We start from the raw sequence: 17,281 nt of genomic DNA, 5'->3' as shown, positions 1-17,281 counted from the left end.
CTGCGCCACCGCGTCGACATGGAGTACCAGGGCCGACCGGTCAAGCCGGTGGGTGACAGCTAAAAATGCGTGGAGCGCGTCGCTTCTTTCGCCCACCCGTTCACAGATCACCGCTTGAACAGCGACAGCCAGTCCCACTGATAGTTGACGCCGACCTTGGCCGAATGGATGCCGGGCACGGTCGTGGTGGTGAACAGCTGGGTCGGCAGCGGCTGGCCGTTGCCGGTGGTGGTGAGGTCCTTCGGCAGGCCGAGATAGAGATATTCGGCCTTCAGGCTCCATCGCGGCCCGATCATGTATTCAAGGCCGCCGCCGACCGCATAGCCGATTTCGAGCTCATGGCCGATGGCGTCGGTGTGCAGGCCCGGCGTCGGATCGCTGGCGCCGCCGTCGACCTGGGCCAGCGCCACGCCGCCCTTGGCATAGAGCAGCGACTTGTCGAAGGCATAGCCGACGCGGCCGGACCACAGGCTGTAGGTGGCGCCGATCTGCATGGTGCCGGTGGTGGTCGGCCGGCCGTCGAAGCCGTTCGAGCCCTTGAGGCGCAGATAGCCGGTTTCCGATTCGAGGCCGATCACCCAGTGTGGCGCGACCTGCAGGTTGTAGCCGGTGGTCAGACCGGCGATGGCGCTGGCCCCGAGGCCATAACTCGCCGCGCGGCCGCCGAAGAACGGTGTGCCGGCGGCGCTGGCCGGGACGCTCGTCGAGGCATCGGAGGCCGCTGCGGCGCCGCCGGCGAAAAAGCCGATATAGCCACCGGTCCAGGTGTCCTTGACGGCGACCGGAACGCGCCCGGCGGGAGCCTTGTAAAGCGGCGCGAGGTCCGCCGCCCGTGCCGGTTCCGGCAGGGCGGTTGCGATCAGGCCAAGAGCAGCGCCGACGAGGGCTGCACCGATGCGTCGCGCCACGTTTGGCAACCTGGAGTCCCCACTCCACGCGCGCCGGCCGCCTCGCGGCCGGTCCACTTGTATAGGGGTAGGGGCTTTCCCCGGGCCGGGCAACGGTTTCGCCGCCGGGAGCGGAGCCAGCGGGCAATCCGTCGGCCGATGTGGCCTTGCGGTCACATCGGAGCGGCGCAAATTGCCGTGAATGCCGCAATATTGGTCAGGGCCATTTCACCTCGGGCGGCATCGAGGACAGGATGGACTCGACATTGCCGCCGGTCTTCAGTCCAAAGATCGTGCCGCGGTCATAGAGCAGGTTGAACTCGACATAGCGGCCGCGGCGGATCAGCTGCTCCTCGCGCTCGGCCGGCGTCCACGGCGTCGCGAAGTTGCGCCGGACGAGTTCCGGATAGATCGACAGAAAGGCACGACCGACATCCTGGGTGAAGGCGAGGTCGGCTTCCCAGTCGCCGCTGTCGAGCCAGTCGTAGAAGATGCCGCCGATGCCGCGTCGCTCCTTGCGATGGGGCAGGTAGAAATACTCGTCGCACCAGGTCTTGAACTTGTCATAGGGCGCGACGGCGGCATGGGCGTCGCAGGCGGCGCGCATCGCGCCGTGAAAGGCGATGCTGTCCGGATCTTCCTGGGTGCGGCGCCGATCGAGCACCGGGGTCAAGTCGGCGCCGCCGCCGAACCAGGCCTTGGTAGTGACGACGAAGCGGGTGTTCATGTGCACCGCCGGCACATGCGGGCTGCGCATGTGGGCGATCAGCGAGATGCCGGTGGCGAAGAAACGCGGATCCTCCGCGGCGCCGGGGATCTGGCCGCGGAACTCGGGGGCGAATTCGCCGTGCACCGTCGAGCAGTGGACGCCGACCTTCTCGAACAGGCGCCCGCGCATGATCGCCATCACGCCGCCGCCGCCGTCGGCGCCGGAGTGGTCGGTGCGCTGCCACGGCGTGCGGGCGAAGCGCCCCGCCGCGCCATCATGGAGCGCAGGCGGCGCATCGTCCTCGAGGCGCTCGAAGGCGGTGCAGATGTCATTGCGCAGGCTCTCGAACCAGGCCTTCGCGCGCGCCTTGCGCTCGTCAAGCTGCTTGTCCATGCCGATCCTTGCTGTGTTGATGCGACCCACGTGCTTGGGGCACATCGTCAGGATTGTCCACCCTGCGTCTGGCGCCGCGCCTCGCCTAGCGCCATGGCCACCGACATCGCGACGTTGAGCGAGCGCAACTGCGGCGCGATCGGGATGACGAGCCGTGCGTCGGCGCACGCCGCGACCGCGTCGGGCACGCCGGCGCTCTCGCGTCCGAACAGCAGGATGTCGCTGTCCATGAAGCGATGTTCGAGATAGGGCCGCGCGGCCTTGGTCGAGAACAGCACGAGACGGCCGCCGTCCTCGCGCCGCCATTGGTCGAAATGACCCCAGGAGACATGGCGGCGGATCGTCACCTCGTCGAGATAGTCCATGCCGGAGCGGCGGAAATGGCGGTCGCTGACCGGGAAGCCGGCCGGCTCGATGATATGGGCCTCGACCGCAAGGCAAGCGCACAGGCGCAGGATCGTCCCGGTGTTCTGGGGAATATCCGGCTGGAACAATGCGATTCGCATGGGCTTAACCGATGAATCCTGCACAAGGCCGGGTCCGTACCGGCCCCGTTGTGTGGAATTGGTGCATCGCGCTGCGCCGTGCCGATAGCGGGCTTGCGCTCTTTGGGCAAGGGTGCCAATAGAACGATTCTGAAGGCCTGTTCCGCTGGGGGTATTGCGGCATGGGTCCTCATTCTGCCACCGCGGGTGCCCCGCGGGCACCGGTCGTCTCCCCGGATCGCGAAGCTCGTACAGCAGCGTCTTTCGGGGGCGGTTCCGCCGGCTGCAGATCAGAAAGGGTTTGGGATCGTGACGACCTCGACTTCGGCGGAGCCTACCCGCCGCGATTTTCTTTATGTCGCAACCGGTGCGGTGGCCGCTGTCGGCGCCGTTGCCACGGCTTGGCCGTTCATCTCGCAGATGAACCCCGACGCCTCGACCGTCGCGGCTGGCGCCCCGATCGATGTCGATCTCGCGCCGGTCGCCGAGGGCCAGGCCATCAAGGTGTTCTGGCGCGGCAAGCCGATCTACATCATGAACCGCTCCAAGAAGGAGGTCGAGGAGGCGCGCGCGGTGCCGCTGTCGCAGCTCCCCGATCCGCAGACCGACCAGTCCCGCGTCAAGGAAGGCCACGACCAGTGGCTCGTGGTGATCGGCATCTGCACCCATCTCGGCTGCATCCCGATCGCCCACCAGGGCGACTATGACGGTTTCTTCTGCCCCTGCCACGGCTCGCAATACGACACCTCGGGCCGCATCCGCCGGGGCCCGGCGCCGGCGAACCTGCCGGTGCCGCCCTACGCCTTCCTCACCGACACCAAGATCAAGATCGGCTGAGCCGCCCCGGCCGACCGCATCGCCCGCCTTTATTTCTTTCAGGATCTTCTTCCAGGATCTTCAGGATCGCATCATGAGCGGACCATCCGACTACCAGCCGCAGAACGCAGTGTTGAAATGGGTCGAGCGGCGCCTGCCGATCGGCGGCCTGATCCATTCCTCGTTCATCGCCTATCCGACGCCGCGTAACCTGAACTACTGGTGGACCTTCGGCGCCATCCTGTCGATGATGCTGGCGGTGCAGATCATCACCGGCATCGTGCTGGCGATGCACTACACGCCGCATGTCGACATGGCCTTCAAGTCGGTCGAAGGCATCATGCGCGACGTCAATTACGGCTGGCTGCTGCGCTACATGCACTCCAACGGCGCCTCGATGTTCTTCATCGCCGTCTATGTGCACATGTTCCGCGGCCTCTATTACGGGTCGTACAAGGAGCCGCGCGAGGTGCTGTGGATCCTCGGCGTCATCATCTACCTGTTGATGATGGCCACGGGCTTCATGGGCTACGTGCTGCCGTGGGGCCAGATGAGCTTCTGGGGCGCCACCGTCATCACCAACCTGTTCTCGGCCATTCCCTACGTCGGCGACAGCATCGTGACGCTGCTGTGGGGTGGCTATTCGGTCGGCAACCCGACGCTCAACCGCTTCTTCTCGCTGCACTACCTGCTGCCCTTCGTCATCGCCGGCGTCGTCGTGCTGCACGTCTGGGCGCTGCATGTGGTCGGCCAGAACAATCCGGCCGGCGTCGAGCCCAAGACCGAGAAGGATACCGTGCCGTTCACGCCCTACGCGACCATCAAGGACTCGTTCGGCATGGCGTGCTTCCTGATCTTCTTCGCCTGGTTCCTGTTCTACACGCCGAATTTCCTCGGCGACCCGGACAACTACGTGCCGGCCAATCCGGGTGTCACCCCGGCGCATATCGTGCCCGAATGGTACTACCTGCCGTTCTACGCGATCCTGCGTTCGATCCCGAGCAAGCTCGGCGGCGTGATCGCGATGTTCAGCGCCATCATCGTCCTCGCCTTCCTGCCCTGGCTCGACGGCGCCAAGGTGCGCTCGGCGCGCTACCGGCCGCTCGCCAAGCAGTTCTTCTGGATCTTCGTGGTCGACTGCCTGCTGCTGGGCTGGCTCGGCGCCAAGCCGGCGGAAGGCGTCTATGTCGTCGCCGCGCGCATCCTCACCGCCTATTACTTCTTCCACTTCCTGATCCTGCTGCCGATCCTCAGCCGGGTCGAGACCGCGCGTCCGGTGCCCAATTCGATCGCCGACGACGTGCTGCGCAAGAGCGGCGCCAAGGCGGTGGTCTCCGCCGTCGCCATCCTGGCCGTCGGGGGCCTTGCCTTGCTCGGCAACGTGTCCTCGGCCCGCGCCCAGGGCCATGAGCAGCCGATGCCGCCGGGCTTGAGCTGGTCGTTCGCCGGCCCCTTCGGCAAGTTCGACCAGGGCCAGCTCCAGCGCGGCCTCAAGGTCTACAAGGAGGTCTGCTCCGCCTGCCACTCGCTGAACTATGTGGCCTTCCGCAACCTCGCCGATCAGGGCGGCCCGAGCTATTCCGAGGCCCAGGCCGAGGCCTTCGCTTCCGAATACAAGATCAAGGACGGTCCCAACGACCAGGGCGACATGTTCGAGCGGCCGGGCCGCGCCGCGGATTACTTCCCCGCGCCCTTCCCGAACGAGCAGGCGGCCCGCGCGGCCAACGGCGGCGCGCTGCCTCCGGACCTGTCGCTGATGGCCAAGGCCCGCGGCTATGACCGCGGCTTCCCGCTCTTCGTCTTCGACCTGTTTCGCCAGTTCCAGGAAAAGGGCCCGAACTACATCGTCGCGATCCTGACCGGTTACGAGGACGCGCCGCAGGGCTTCACCCTGCCGCCGGGCGGCAATTACAACCTGTACTTCCCCGGCCATTCGATCGGCATGCCCAAGCCGCTCAGCGACGGCCAGGTGACCTATGATGACGGTTCGCCGCAGACCGTGCAGCAATACGCCACCGACGTCGCCGCCTTCCTGATGTGGACCGCGGAACCCAAGCTCGAGTCGCGCAAGCGGCTGGGCCTGCAGGTGATGCTTTTCCTGATCATTCTCAGCGGCATGCTGTACTTCACCAAGCGCAAGGTCTGGGCTGACGCCCACTGATCGACGCGCGTGAAGCGACCTGACGAAAAGGGCTCCGCGAGGAGCCCTTTTTCGTTTGGGGGCGAGCTCGGCGGTTTCGCGCTCTCTCCGTCATCCTGAGGTGCGAGCCGTGCATGGGCACGGCGAGCCTCGAAGGATGGACGGCCCGGACCACCGGGCCGCGTCGCCCTTCGAGGCGCGGCCATTCGGCCGCGCACCTCAGGGTGACGTGGATTGAATGGGGTGGCTGGGCTGATGCAGCCCCGTTGCGCATCCGCCGCCGCGGCGGCATTCTGCCGCCGTTTTCGACCCCGGATTTTTTCAGGAGACGACCATGGGAACGACCATCACCTTCAAGCGGCCCGACGGCAAGGACGCGAGGGGCTACCTCGCCAATGCCTCGCGCGGCAACGCGCCGGGTGTCGTGGTCATCCAGGAATGGTGGGGCCTGTCGGAGAACATCAAGGGGCTGACCGACCGCTTCGCCCTGGCCGGCTTCGATGCCTTGGCGCCCGACCTCTATAACGGCGTGCTGGTGCCGTATCACGACACCGAAAAGGCCAACAAGGAAATGGGCTCGCTCGATTTCCTCGACGCCACCGAGCAGACCGTGCGCGGCGCGGTGCAGTATCTCAAGTGCAACAGCGCCAAGGTCGGCCTCACCGGCTTCTGCCTCGGTGGCGCGGTCACCGTGATCGGCGCGGCGCGCATCCCCGAGCTCAGCGCCGCGGTGTGCTTCTACGGCATTCCGCCGGAGCAGGCGGCCAAGCCCGCCGACCTCAAGGTGCCGTTCCAGGGCCATTTCGCCAACAAGGACGACTGGTGCACGCCGCAGGTGGTCGGTGCCTTCGAGACGGCGCTCAAGGCCGCCGGCAAGGACGCCGAGATCTTCCGCTACGACGCCGAGCATGCCTTCGTGAATGAGCAGCGCCAGCAGGTCCATGACCGCGCCGCGGCCGAGCTCGCCTGGACCCGCGCCACCGACTTCTTCCACAAGCATCTAGGGTGAGGGAAGGGGCGCCGCGCCTGGTCGCCTCGTAGGGCGCGCAGCCCCAACCTCCGCCTGTCGCCCCGGCTTGCCCTTGCTTGACCCGGGGGCCAGTACGCCGCGCCGGCGAGAGGCTCGGCGTACTGGACTGGCCGCCTGCTGCGCGGGCGACGACAACACAGAGAGGCGTGGCGCCGTGAATTTCTCGATCTCCGATCTGCGGGAGCAGCCAGCCTTCTTCGACATCGTCGCCGATCGCATCTGGTCGGCGTGGTGGCGGCGCAACGGCGTGCCACGCGACGACGTCATCGAGCGGCTGAAGGAGAACATGGCCGGGCCGGGTCTTCCGGTCGCGCTCGTCGCCCATGACGGTCCGCGCTTCATCGGCACGGCCTCGGTGATCGTTTCCGATCTCGACGAGCGGCCGCACTACACGCCATGGGTGGCGGCGGTCTGGATCGAGCCGCCGCTCCGTTCCCGCGGCCTCGGCGCCGCGCTGGTCGGGGCCGCCGCCCGGGCCGCCTTCGCCCTCGGTGGCGAGATGGTCCATCTGTGCGCCGCCGAGGCCCGGCGCGGCTTCTACCTGCGGCTCGGCTGGGAGCTCATCGAGGACGGTGTCGGGCCACTGCGGCTGTCGGTGCTGCGGAAACAGCGGCCGGCCACGGCCTCAGGCCGCGGCGGCGGTGCCAGCCAAGCCCCTTGACGCCCCGGCTGCGGCATGGTGTTTTCCGCCCCATGAACACCGTCGCCCGCCCATCCCGTTACTGGTGGCCCACCTCCTGAAGGTGGCCGGTGCGATTTTTCGTCAAACTCAGCACAATCGTTCAGGCCGTCTCCGCAGTGCGACGGCCTTCTGTTCGTGTGCCCTGCGTGACGCGCCCCTCCCTTAGGCAGACCGCAGCTCCGAGGACATCATGAACAGGACCGTGTTTTCGCTCCCCGCCCACAGCGCCTACCGCACCGCCGGGGGGCTCGAGGTGGTCCGCACCATCGCGCCCTTCACCGGCGGCGCCGCGCTCGACCGCCTGATCGATCTGCTCGACCGCCGTCGCGGCGTCATGCTGTCCTCGGGCACCACGGTGCCGGGCCGCTACGACAGTTTCGACCTCGGCTTCGCCGATCCGCCGCTGCGTCTCGAGACCGTCGGCGTCGATTTCTTCATCGACGCGCTCAATACCCGCGGCGAGGTGCTGATCGCCTTCCTCGGCGACACCCTCAGCGATCCGGTCGTGCAGTTCACCGCCCGCACCCCGACACGCCTCACCGGCCACGTCATCCGCGGCGAGGCGCCGCAAAGGGAAGACCAGCGCACCCGCCGCGCCAGCATCATGACGCTGGTGCGCGCCATGGTGGCGGCGCTGGCCAATTCCGCCGAGCCGCTGCTCGGCCTCTACGGCGCCTTTGCCTATGACCTCGTCTTCCAGATGGAAGACCTCGTCCAGAAGCGCGCCCGCGACAGCGACCAGCGCGACATCGTGCTTTACGTGCCGGACCAGCTCTATGCCTACGACCGCGCCACCGGCCGCGGCGTCACGCTGTCCTACGACTTCGCCTGGAAGGGGCAGGGCACGGCGGGCCTCGGCCACGACACGCCGGAGAGCATCTACAACAAGGAGCCGCGCCAGGGTTTCGCCGACCACACGCCGGGCGAATACCAGGCCACGGTCGAGAAGGCGCGCGAAGCCTTCGCCCGCGGCGACCTGTTCGAGGCGGTGCCGGGCCAGCTGTTCGGCGAACCCTGCGAACGCTCGCCGGCGGAAGTGTTCCAGCGCCTGTGCAAGATCAATCCCTCGCCCTATGGCGCCCTGATGAATCTCGGCGACGGCGAGTTCCTCGTCTCCGCCTCGCCGGAGATGTTCGTGCGCAGCGACGGCCGCCGCGTCGAGACCTGCCCGATCTCCGGCACCATCGCCCGCGGCTCCGATGCCATCGGCGACGCCGAGCAGATCCGCCAGCTCCTGAATTCGGAGAAGGACGAGTTCGAGCTGAACATGTGCACCGACGTCGATCGCAACGACAAGGCGCGGATCTGCGTGCCGGGCACGATCAAGGTGCTGGCGCGGCGCCAGATCGAGACCTATTCGAAACTCTTCCACACCGTCGATCACGTCGAGGGCATGCTGCGGCCGGGCTTCGACGCGCTCGACGCCTTCCTCACCCACGCCTGGGCGGTGACCGTCACCGGCGCGCCGAAACTGTGGGCGATGCAGTTCGTCGAGGACAACGAGCGCTCCTCGCGCCGCTGGTATGCCGGCGCCATCGGCTTCGTCGGCTTCGACGGCAGCATCAACACCGGCATCACCATCCGCACCATCCGCATGAAGAACGGCCTCGCCGAGGTGCGGGTCGGCGCCACGCTGCTGTTCGATTCCGATCCGGTCGCCGAAGAGAAGGAATGCCAGACCAAGGCGGCGGCGCTGTTCCAGGCGCTGCGCGGCGATCCGCCGAAGCCGCTGTCGGCGCTGGCGCCGGACGCCTCGGGCTCCGGCAAGCGCGTGCTGCTGATCGACCACGACGACAGCTTCGTGCACATGCTGGCCGATTACTTCCGCCAGGTCGGCGCCGAGGTCTGCGTCACCCGCCACACCCATGCGCTCGAAATGCTCGAGCGCGAGCCCTGCGATCTGCTGGTGCTGTCGCCCGGGCCGGGGCGGCCGGAGGATTTCAGGATCGAGAAGACGCTCGATGCCGCGTTGAAGAGGAAGCTGCCGGTGTTCGGCGTCTGCCTCGGCGTCCAGGCGATCGGCGAATATTTCGGCGGCCATCTCGGGCAGCTCGCCCAACCGGCTCATGGCCGGCCCTCGCGCATCCAGGTGCGCGGCGGCAGCTTGATGCGCGGCCTGCCGAACGAGATCACCATCGGCCGCTATCATTCGCTCTATGTCGATCGCTCGACCATGCCGGACGAGCTCGAGGTGACCGCTGCGACCGAGGACGGCGTGCCGATGGCGATCGAGCACAGGACGCTGCCGGTCGGCGGCGTCCAGTTCCACCCCGAGTCGCTGATGTCGCTGGGCGGCGAGGTCGGGCTCAGGATCGTCGAGAACGCATTTCGGCTCGCCGCGCGGCCGTGATGCGCGCGGCCCCGCCATTCTTAACTCACGTCATGCCCGCGACGACCCCGGCCATGACGGCATCACTCTGACAAGAGGCTGTTGAAGATGACCGACCTGAAGGCGAGTGTTCGCACCATCCCGGACTATCCCAAGCCCGGGGTCATGTTCCGCGACATCACCACGCTGCTCGGCAATGCGCGCGCCTTCCGTCGCGCCGTCGACGAACTGGTGCAGCCCTGGGCCGGCGCCAAGATCGACAAGGTCGCCGGCATGGAAGCCCGCGGCTTCATCCTCGGCGGCGCGGTGGCGCACCAGCTCTCCGCCGGCTTCGTGCCGATCCGCAAGAAGGGCAAGCTGCCGCACACCACGGTGCGCATCGCCTATTCGCTGGAATACGGTCTCGACGAGATGGAGGTCCATGCCGACGCCATCCAGCCGGGCGAGCAGGTGATCCTGATCGACGACCTGATCGCCACCGGCGGCACCGCCGAGGGCGCGGTCAAGCTGATGCGCCAGATCGGCGCCAATGTCGTGGCCGCCTGCTTCATCATCGACCTGCCCGAACTCGGCGGCGCCGACAAGCTCCGCGCCCTCAACGTGCCGGTGCGCACCTTGATGAGCTTCGAGGGGCATTAAGGGCTTGGCGATGCCGTCCAGGCATCGATCGACGCCGCCGGCCAGCGATCTCCCGGCATGAGCTGCGGGCTATCTGAGCGCAGCGTCATGACCCTGGAGCTATTCAATTTGCATCACGCGCAGCGCGCGCCCTACCGTTCCGCCAGAGCGCGACAGCTTCAAGTCGAAGCACAATCGCGCTCCCATGATGGAGCATGATCTTGCCGGAAAACGTCCCTCGCTTTTCCGGATCATGCCCCGGGTCGAACGAGAGATGCATCATGACCTATGGCACGGCGAGTGGCCCGCGCGGCACGGATGATTGCTGCTCCAACTAGTGTCCTGTCTCCGAATTACCGCTTCATTTGCCTCACCCTCGCACGGTCATTCGGAGACATCGGGACACTAGCAAAATCAAAAAGCTAGCGCGGCTTATGTCTCGCAATTGCCTACAGGGGCTTGCCGCGAAGGGCATAGGCAATTGCGAGACGCCGCACTAGTGGCCGCGACGCTCGGCACCATCTACCGCGACACCGCGGACGCTCATTGCGGCGCGCATGGCTGCTCGTGCGGCTGGGAGCCGGACCGCCGGCGCGACATCGAGAGCCTGATCACCGCGCTCTACGAGGCGGCGCAGCGGCCGAACCTCCTTCCGCATCCGACGCATCATCTGCCGGGTCGCGCCTGAGCGGCGCGACGATCCGACTGTGCGCCGATCGCCTCGGCAGCCGTCATTTCGGCGCCGGCGCCGCCTCCGCGGCTTCCGCCGTCGGCCGCCGCGGCAACCGCGACAGATAGAGCATCCAGCCGGTGAAGGCGAACAACGGCATCATCGCCGCCGCCAGCATGAACAGCAGGCTGCCGATCGGGCCGAGATAGCGGCCGCTGTGCAGGGCAAAGACACTGGCCAGCAGCTTATCGCCGGGCGCCATGGCGGCGTAGCGTTCGGCGGAGAGCAGCCGGCCGCTGCGGCCATCGAACCGGAACTCGTCGCGCGCATAAGCGTGCGGAGCGTCGCGGGCGACGGAGCGGATGTGGATCATGCGCTCGCCGCCGCCATCCGGCAGCGCCAGCGTCGCCCTGACGTAGCCGGCGCCGCCGCTGGCGAGGAACGTCCGCCAGATTCCGTCGAGCATCGCGGCGTCCGTCGCGGTGTCGCGGCCGGCGTCGCCGCCGGATTTGGCCGCCGCGGCCTTGCTGGATAAGAGCCACTTCGCGCCGGCCCGGTACCAGTCGTATGACCACCACAGGCCGGTCAGGACGATCACCAGATAGATCGGCAGCAGCCAGGTGCCGATCACCGTGTGCAGCGAGCGGTGGAGGCCGCGGCCGCGCAGCCCGAGCTGCGGCTTCAGCCACAGCCGCAGGCTGCTCGCCTTGCGCGGCCAGCGCAGGATCACGCCGCTGACCAGCAGCGCCAGCAGCGACAGCGCCGCCGCGCCCGTGATCGTGCGGCCGGCGCCGCGGCCATCGCCGGGAAGCAGCAGCCAGCGATGCAGCCGCCGGATCAGGGCGAAAGCTTCTTCGCCACGTACCGGTGCGAGCACGCGGCCGTCATAGGGATCGAGATAGAGCCCCGCCGGGCGCTCGCCATCGGCGCCGCGCGCGAAGCGGACGTGGACAGCCGCACCGGCCTCGCCCGCGAAGCTGATCGAGGCGATGCGGTGTGTCGTTTGCCGCCCCGTGCGGGTCAGGATCCCGGCGGGGCCGAGTGTCGGCTCGGCACGCGGCGCGGACTGCGCGGTTGCGGCGTTCAGCGCCGCCATGATCTCGTCCTCGAAGGCGAGCATTGCGCCGGTCAGCCCCATCAGCGCGAGCAGCAGCGAGACGATCAGTCCGGCAATCGAGTGCGCATGGAAGAGAAGGCGGCGAAGCGGCGGCGGGGTCATCGCGCGAAGACGTCTCGTATGAGAGGCGGCGGTGGAGCCTCTGGTTGCGGCGACTCCGCTCCGATGGAATCCGAGCGGACACTCGATTGTTTCTGACGCGCCTTCTCCAGGCGAAGCGTGTCCACCTCGCTCGAAAACGCCATGGGCGCGAACACGTCGCGCGACGCGTGCTGCATAGACCACAAGGCTGCGCGATGGAATGCGACAACTGCATCATCAGATTTGAATCGTTCGAAACAGCGCGCAAATTTGAATCGCTCGAAACATCGCGTTGCGCGCTTCCATGCAATCGGCGTGACCGATAAGGCACGCACCGAATGTGCTCATGACTGGAAGTCGATTCGATGGCGTTGCGTGGTGCGGCGGTTGCCGCTGGTCTCTCGAGTCTCGCCGTGCTCGGCGTGTTGGAGGCGCGGGCAGAACCGAGTGGCACGCCCGTCGAGCTCCCGAGCATCGAGGTCACCGCCGGCCCTCACAGGAAGAAGGACGGCGACCGGCAGCGGCGCGCATCGGCGGCCAGGCGCACCACGGCGCCGCGGCCCGCTGCTCCGCCGGCGGCCCGCGTGCCCACGGCCGGCACCGGCGCCGACAGGCAGGAGGGCGGCTACCAGCCGCTGCGCGCCTCCACCGCCACGCGCACGGATGCGCCGCTGATCGATATCCCGCAGGCGATTGCCGTGGTGCCGCGCCAGGCGCTGGTCGACCAGCAGGTGCGCACGCTCGACGAGGCGCTCTACAATGTCAGCGGCATCACCCAGGCCAACACGCTGGGCGGTACCCAGGACGCAGTCATGAAGCGCGGTTTCGGCGACAACCGCGACGGCTCGATCCTGCGCGACAGTTTCCGCACCATCCTGCCCAGCAACTTCAGCGCCTCGGCCGATCGCGTCGAGGTGCTGAAGGGGCCGTCATCGATGCTCTACGGCATTCTCGATCCCGGCGGCGTCATCAACATCATCAGCAAGAAGCCGCAACTGCAGGGCAAGGGCAGCCTGTCCGGCAACTGGTCGAGCTTCAACGGCGGCGGCGCCACGATCGATCTCACCGGTCCGATCGGCGCCGACGGCCTCGCCTACCGCGTCATCGGCGACTATCAGGACAAGGACTACTGGCGCAACTTCGGCAAGATCCAGCGCAGCCTGATCGCGCCGTCGCTGTCCTGGTACGGCGAGAGGACGACGGTCCACGTCGCCTACGAGCATTCCGAATACAAGATTCCGTTCGACCGCGGCACGGTGATCGACACCCGCACCGGGCGGCCGGTCGATATTCCGCGCGAGCGGCGGCTGGACGCGCCCTATAACGTCACCCGCGGCTCGACCGACATGCTGACCGCGACCATCGAGCACGCCCTCGACGACAATTGGCGCCTGCGCGCCGGCTATTTCTACAATCACAGCTGGTACAAGGACAACCAGGCGCGGGTTCTGTCGGTGAAGTTCAACACCGGCGTGGCGACCCGGCGCGCCGACGCGACCCAGGATTCCAACATCGACCAGCAGATCGCCCGGCTCGAGCTCGTCGGCAAGTTCATGACCGGACCGGTGCGGCACGAAATCCTGATCGGCACCGAGCATGAGGAAACCGACACGCTGCGCACCGACATGATCCGCGGCCCCAACACCACTACCTTCAACATCTACAATCCCGACTACGGCGTGATGCCGGCCAGCACGCGGGTGAGCGCGTCGGAAAGCGATCAGACCGAGCGGATCAAGGCCCAGGCGGCCTATCTCCAGGACAGCATCCATCTGACCGACGACTTCATCGTCGTCGGCGGGCTGCGCTACCAGCAGTTTCACCAGGTCGCCGGGCGCGGCCGCCCCTTCGTCACCAACACCGATGTGGAGGGCGGCAAGGCCGTGCCGCGCGTCGGCGCGGTCTACAAGATCCGGCCCGACACCTCGCTCTATGTCGACTACGGCCAGTCATTCAGGCCGAACTCCTCGATCTCGAGCTATGTCGGCGCGCTGCCGCCGGAGCAGGGCCGCTCGATCGAGGCCGGCATCAAGCTGGAGACGCCCGGCGGCATCACCGCCACCGCCGCGGTCTTCGATATCGTCAAGAGCAACGTGCTCTACACCGAGGTGGTCGATGGCATCAGCGTCAATCGCACCGCCGGCCGGGTCGGCTCGCGCGGCTTCGAACTCGACGTCGCCGGTCGCATCAGCGAGAACTGGAGTCTGATCGGCACTTATTCCTATCTCGATGCCCGCGTGCTCGAGGATCCGACGCTCACGGGCAAGCGGCTCAACAACGTCGCCGCGCACAACGCCTCGCTGTTCCTCACCTATGATTTCGGCGAAGTGTTCGCCGGCCGGCTGCGCGCCGGCGTCGGCGAGCGCTATGTCGGCGCCCGCGCCGGCGACGCCGCCAATTCCTTCTTCCTGCCGGCCTATTACCTGACCGACGCCTTCGTCTCCTACAAGACCACGCACAACGGATTGCCGGTGACCTGGCAGCTCAATGCCAGGAACATCTTCGACCGCACCTATTATCCGTCCGGCCTCTCGACCACGGTGGTGGCGATCGGCGATCCGCGCGAGATCACGCTGCAGGCGAGGGTCGAGTTCTGACGATGCGCGCGTTTCAGCCGAGGCGCTTGAAGGCCAGCAAGACGGCCTTGAGCGCCGTCGTCAGCCGCTTGTCGCGACGGACGACCACGGCGAGCCGGCGGTGCAGGCGCGGGGCGAGCGGCCGGACGGCCAGCGCCTTCTGCTGCCGGAGGTCGCGCACCGCCATGGCCGGCAGGATGGCGCAGCCGAGCCCCGCCGCGACCAGCTCCTTGATGCCCTCGACGCTGCCGAGCGACATCGCCGGCTTGAGCGAGACGCCGCCGCGGGCGAGCCACTGATCGATGAGCCGCCTTTTGTTGCCGCCGGGCTCGAACAGCAGCACCGGCGTCGTCGCCAGCACCTGGGGCGTGACCCGCGCGGGCAGCGCCATGTCGGCTGGGGCGATCACCACCAGCTCATCGTCGAGGATGGGGGTGATGTCCAGGGCGCGGCCCGACACCGGCAGGGTGACGAGGCCGATGTCGAGGACATTGTCCTCGATCGCCTTCACCACCTCATTGGTATTGCCCGTCGTCACGGTGATTTCGATGTCGGGAAATTTGCGCCGCAGCTGCTTGAGCATCGGCGGCAGCAGGAAGATGCAGGCGGTGGCGCCGGTGCCGAGCCGGACGCGGCCGCGCGTGCCGTCCGCCCGGCGCGCGACGGCCTCCATCGCCGCGCTGACGGCATCATCGATCCGGCCGGCATGGGCGAGCAGTTCGGTCCCCGCTGCGGTGGGCTTCGCCTTGCGGCCGACGCGCTCGATCAGGGGGGCGCCGAGACTGCGTTCGAGCTGGCGGATCTGCTGGCTGACGGCCGGCTGGGTCAGATTGAGATGGTCCGCGGCCGCCGAAAAGCTGCCGTGCTCGGTCACGGTGACGAAGGTCCGCAGATAGTCGAGATTGATCCGCCGCATCTCAAAGAATCTCTTATGCTCTGCATAAGATACAAAACCTTCTATTATGACAACGGCCGCGGCAGGCTGAGGCCATCAAACCCGCGCGGCGCGGGCCCGGGCTGCCTCGGCTTCGCGCCTCGCCAACGGACCATGCAATGACCACGCAAGCGCTGCGACCGATCGGTGACCGCACCGACACCAACCTCCACGTCCGCGATGCCGAAGATGCCGATCTGCCGGCGATCCAGGCGATCTATGCCCATCACGTCCTGCACGGCCTCGCCACCTTCGAGGAGGTGCCGCCGTCGGTGACCGAGCTTGCGGGCCGACGCGCCGCAATCATCGATGCGGGGCTGCCTTATCTCGTCGCCGAACGCGAAGGCCGGGTGGTCGGCTACGCCTATGCCGCGTCCTATCACCCGCGCCCGGCCTATCGCTACACCATCGAGGATTCGATCTATGTGGCGGACGGCCTCGGCGGCGGCGGCATCGGCAGCGCGCTGCTCGCGAGCCTCCTCGCGCGCTGCGAGGCGGGACCGTGGCGCCAGATGCTCGCGGTGATCGGCAACAGCGGCAACGCCGGCTCGATTGCGCTGCACCGCAAGCTGGGCTTTGCGCCGGTCGGCACCTTCACCGCGGTCGGCTTCAAGCTGGGCCAATGGGTCGACACCGTCCTGATGCAGCGGGTGCTCGGCGACGGCGCGGCGAGCCGTCCCGCGCCGGTTGAGGATCGCGCGGAACAGTGAGCGTCGGGCTATCGCCGCACCCCCTGACTTGATAGCCTGTGCCGTCTGCAATCAGACGTTGGGGCAGGGGCATGCGGGTCAAATCGTTCTGCGCTCTGGTGTTCGCTTTGGCTGTCGGCGTCGGCGTCGGTGTCGGCGATGGCGCGCTCGCCGCCGATTTGCCGGTCAAGGCGCCTATTTATAGTGCCGCGCCGGTCGAGAGTAGTTGGGCGGGCCTCTATGTCGGCGTCGCGCTCGGCGGCAAGTGGACCGACGCGAAATGGACCACCACGCAGCTGGTCGATCCGCCGGCAGCAGCATTCGGAACGGCGGTGATCGACGCATCGTCGCCCGACCGGTTCCGTCCAGCGGCATTCCGGGTCGGCGGTTATGCCGGATACAACTGGCAGACCGGTCCCTGGGTCTATGGCCTCGAGATCGACGCCGCCTGGTCGGACGCGAGCGATACCCACGCGGGTGTGCCGGGCTGCAGGATCGAGTGCGCCGTGGGCTTTCCCGGGCCCGGCGTCGATTCCTCCGTCATCCGCGCGCTCTGGGATGTGAGCCTGCGGCCGCGCGTCGGTTACCTCGTCACGCCGGAAACGCTGGTCTACGGCACCGGCGGCGTCGCCTGGCAGAGCATCGAGGTGTCCGGAACCTGCGCCAATACGTTGGCCGATCCGGTGTGCCTGATCTCGCCGCCATTTGCCGTGAAGACGCAGACCGACCGCCACGTCCTGACCGGCTGGACCATCGGCGGCGGCATCGAGCGCAAGTTCGGCGCCTGGCTGTTGCGCGGCGAATATCGTTACAGCGATTTCGGCAACGTCAGCGGCGTGCTGTTCGCCGGCCAGCCGTCCGCCGACCCGGGCTCGGATGCGGTCCATTATTCGGTCAGCACCCGCACCCACACCGCGACGCTGGGGCTCGCCTACAAGTTCTAGTGTCCTGTCTCCGAATGACCGCTCCATTTGTCGCACGGCTCGGACGGCGCTTCGGAGACATAAGGGACGCGCGCGTGGTTACCACGCGCATTCATGCGCGGCATTTGAATCCAGCTTGCCGGACCGCAGGCGCGGCATCATCCGACATCGGCTTGCCTTGCATGCCATACCCCGGTAGCGC

Annotated in this window: 15 protein-coding genes; 10 read left to right on the top strand and 5 right to left on the bottom strand. The window is 67.4% G+C overall.

Annotation, left to right across the window (positions count from 1 at the left end):
- Positions 1-107 precede the first annotated feature (107 nt).
- From DB459_RS02000 to DB459_RS01990, 3 genes are all read right to left on the bottom strand, one after another.
- Positions 108-908 carry an outer membrane protein gene (locus tag DB459_RS02000; protein WP_253711260.1) on the bottom strand — a complete coding sequence of 267 codons (801 nt, stop codon included), beginning with the start codon at positions 906-908 and terminating at the stop codon, positions 108-110.
- A 196-nt stretch (positions 909-1,104) separates the two neighbouring features.
- The gene (gene hemF / locus DB459_RS01995) at positions 1,105-1,989 is read right to left on the bottom strand and encodes an oxygen-dependent coproporphyrinogen oxidase (protein ID WP_253711259.1); all 885 of its coding nucleotides are present in this window, start codon (positions 1,987-1,989) and stop codon (positions 1,105-1,107) included.
- A gap of 47 nt (positions 1,990-2,036) precedes the next feature.
- Positions 2,037-2,495, bottom strand: coding sequence for a tRNA (cytidine(34)-2'-O)-methyltransferase (locus DB459_RS01990; protein WP_253711258.1), 459 nt, complete (start codon positions 2,493-2,495; stop codon positions 2,037-2,039).
- Between the two features lie 288 nt (positions 2,496-2,783).
- Here DB459_RS01990 and petA point away from each other — a divergent pair, with 288 nt between their 5' ends.
- The 7 genes from petA (at position 2,784) to DB459_RS01955 (ending at position 10,777) form a co-directional block, all read left to right on the top strand.
- On the top strand, positions 2,784-3,311 hold the full coding sequence (petA, locus tag DB459_RS01985) for a ubiquinol-cytochrome c reductase iron-sulfur subunit (RefSeq protein ID WP_253711257.1): 528 nt from the start codon (positions 2,784-2,786) through the stop codon (positions 3,309-3,311).
- A gap of 73 nt (positions 3,312-3,384) precedes the next feature.
- The gene (locus DB459_RS01980) at positions 3,385-5,451 is read left to right on the top strand and encodes a cytochrome c1 (RefSeq protein WP_253711256.1); all 2,067 of its coding nucleotides are present in this window, start codon (positions 3,385-3,387) and stop codon (positions 5,449-5,451) included.
- Positions 5,452-5,764: 313 nt separating this feature from the next.
- Entirely contained in the window at positions 5,765-6,439 is a 675-nt protein-coding gene (locus DB459_RS01975; protein WP_253711255.1) for a dienelactone hydrolase family protein, read from the top strand.
- A gap of 175 nt (positions 6,440-6,614) precedes the next feature.
- Positions 6,615-7,121, top strand: a complete 507-nt coding sequence (locus DB459_RS01970; RefSeq protein WP_253711254.1) for a GNAT family N-acetyltransferase — start codon at positions 6,615-6,617, stop codon at positions 7,119-7,121.
- A gap of 211 nt (positions 7,122-7,332) precedes the next feature.
- Complete coding sequence (locus tag DB459_RS01965) at positions 7,333-9,492, top strand: anthranilate synthase component I (RefSeq protein ID WP_253711253.1); 2,160 nt, start codon at positions 7,333-7,335, stop codon at positions 9,490-9,492.
- A gap of 87 nt (positions 9,493-9,579) precedes the next feature.
- Positions 9,580-10,110 (top strand): adenine phosphoribosyltransferase, encoded by a 531-nt coding sequence (locus DB459_RS01960; protein ID WP_253711252.1) that lies wholly within the window; start codon positions 9,580-9,582, stop codon positions 10,108-10,110.
- A gap of 478 nt (positions 10,111-10,588) precedes the next feature.
- Entirely contained in the window at positions 10,589-10,777 is a 189-nt protein-coding gene (locus DB459_RS01955; protein ID WP_253711251.1) for a hypothetical protein, read from the top strand.
- A gap of 43 nt (positions 10,778-10,820) precedes the next feature.
- Here the strand turns inward: DB459_RS01955 and DB459_RS01950 are convergent, their stop codons facing one another.
- Complete coding sequence (locus DB459_RS01950; RefSeq protein ID WP_253711250.1) at positions 10,821-11,978, bottom strand: PepSY domain-containing protein; 1,158 nt, start codon at positions 11,976-11,978, stop codon at positions 10,821-10,823.
- A gap of 344 nt (positions 11,979-12,322) precedes the next feature.
- On the opposite strand from DB459_RS01950, the gene DB459_RS01945 reads away from it, so the two are divergent.
- Positions 12,323-14,554 carry a TonB-dependent siderophore receptor gene (locus DB459_RS01945; RefSeq protein WP_253711249.1) on the top strand — a complete coding sequence of 744 codons (2,232 nt, stop codon included), beginning with the start codon at positions 12,323-12,325 and terminating at the stop codon, positions 14,552-14,554.
- A 13-nt stretch (positions 14,555-14,567) separates the two neighbouring features.
- Here the strand turns inward: DB459_RS01945 and DB459_RS01940 are convergent, their stop codons facing one another.
- Positions 14,568-15,449, bottom strand: coding sequence for a LysR family transcriptional regulator (locus tag DB459_RS01940; RefSeq protein ID WP_253711248.1), 882 nt, complete (start codon positions 15,447-15,449; stop codon positions 14,568-14,570).
- A gap of 137 nt (positions 15,450-15,586) precedes the next feature.
- Between DB459_RS01940 and DB459_RS01935 the strand changes: the two genes are divergently transcribed.
- Positions 15,587-16,177, top strand: a complete 591-nt coding sequence (locus tag DB459_RS01935; RefSeq protein ID WP_253711247.1) for a GNAT family N-acetyltransferase — start codon at positions 15,587-15,589, stop codon at positions 16,175-16,177.
- Positions 16,178-16,248: 71 nt separating this feature from the next.
- Complete coding sequence (locus DB459_RS01930; protein WP_253711246.1) at positions 16,249-17,100, top strand: outer membrane protein; 852 nt, start codon at positions 16,249-16,251, stop codon at positions 17,098-17,100.
- Positions 17,101-17,281: the final 181 nt, after the last annotated feature.

It is taken from the genome of Bradyrhizobium sp. WD16, assembly GCF_024181725.1.
Classification (GTDB): Bacteria; Pseudomonadota; Alphaproteobacteria; order Rhizobiales; family Xanthobacteraceae; genus Bradyrhizobium_A.
This window is presented reverse-complemented; position numbering and strand designations above follow the sequence as displayed.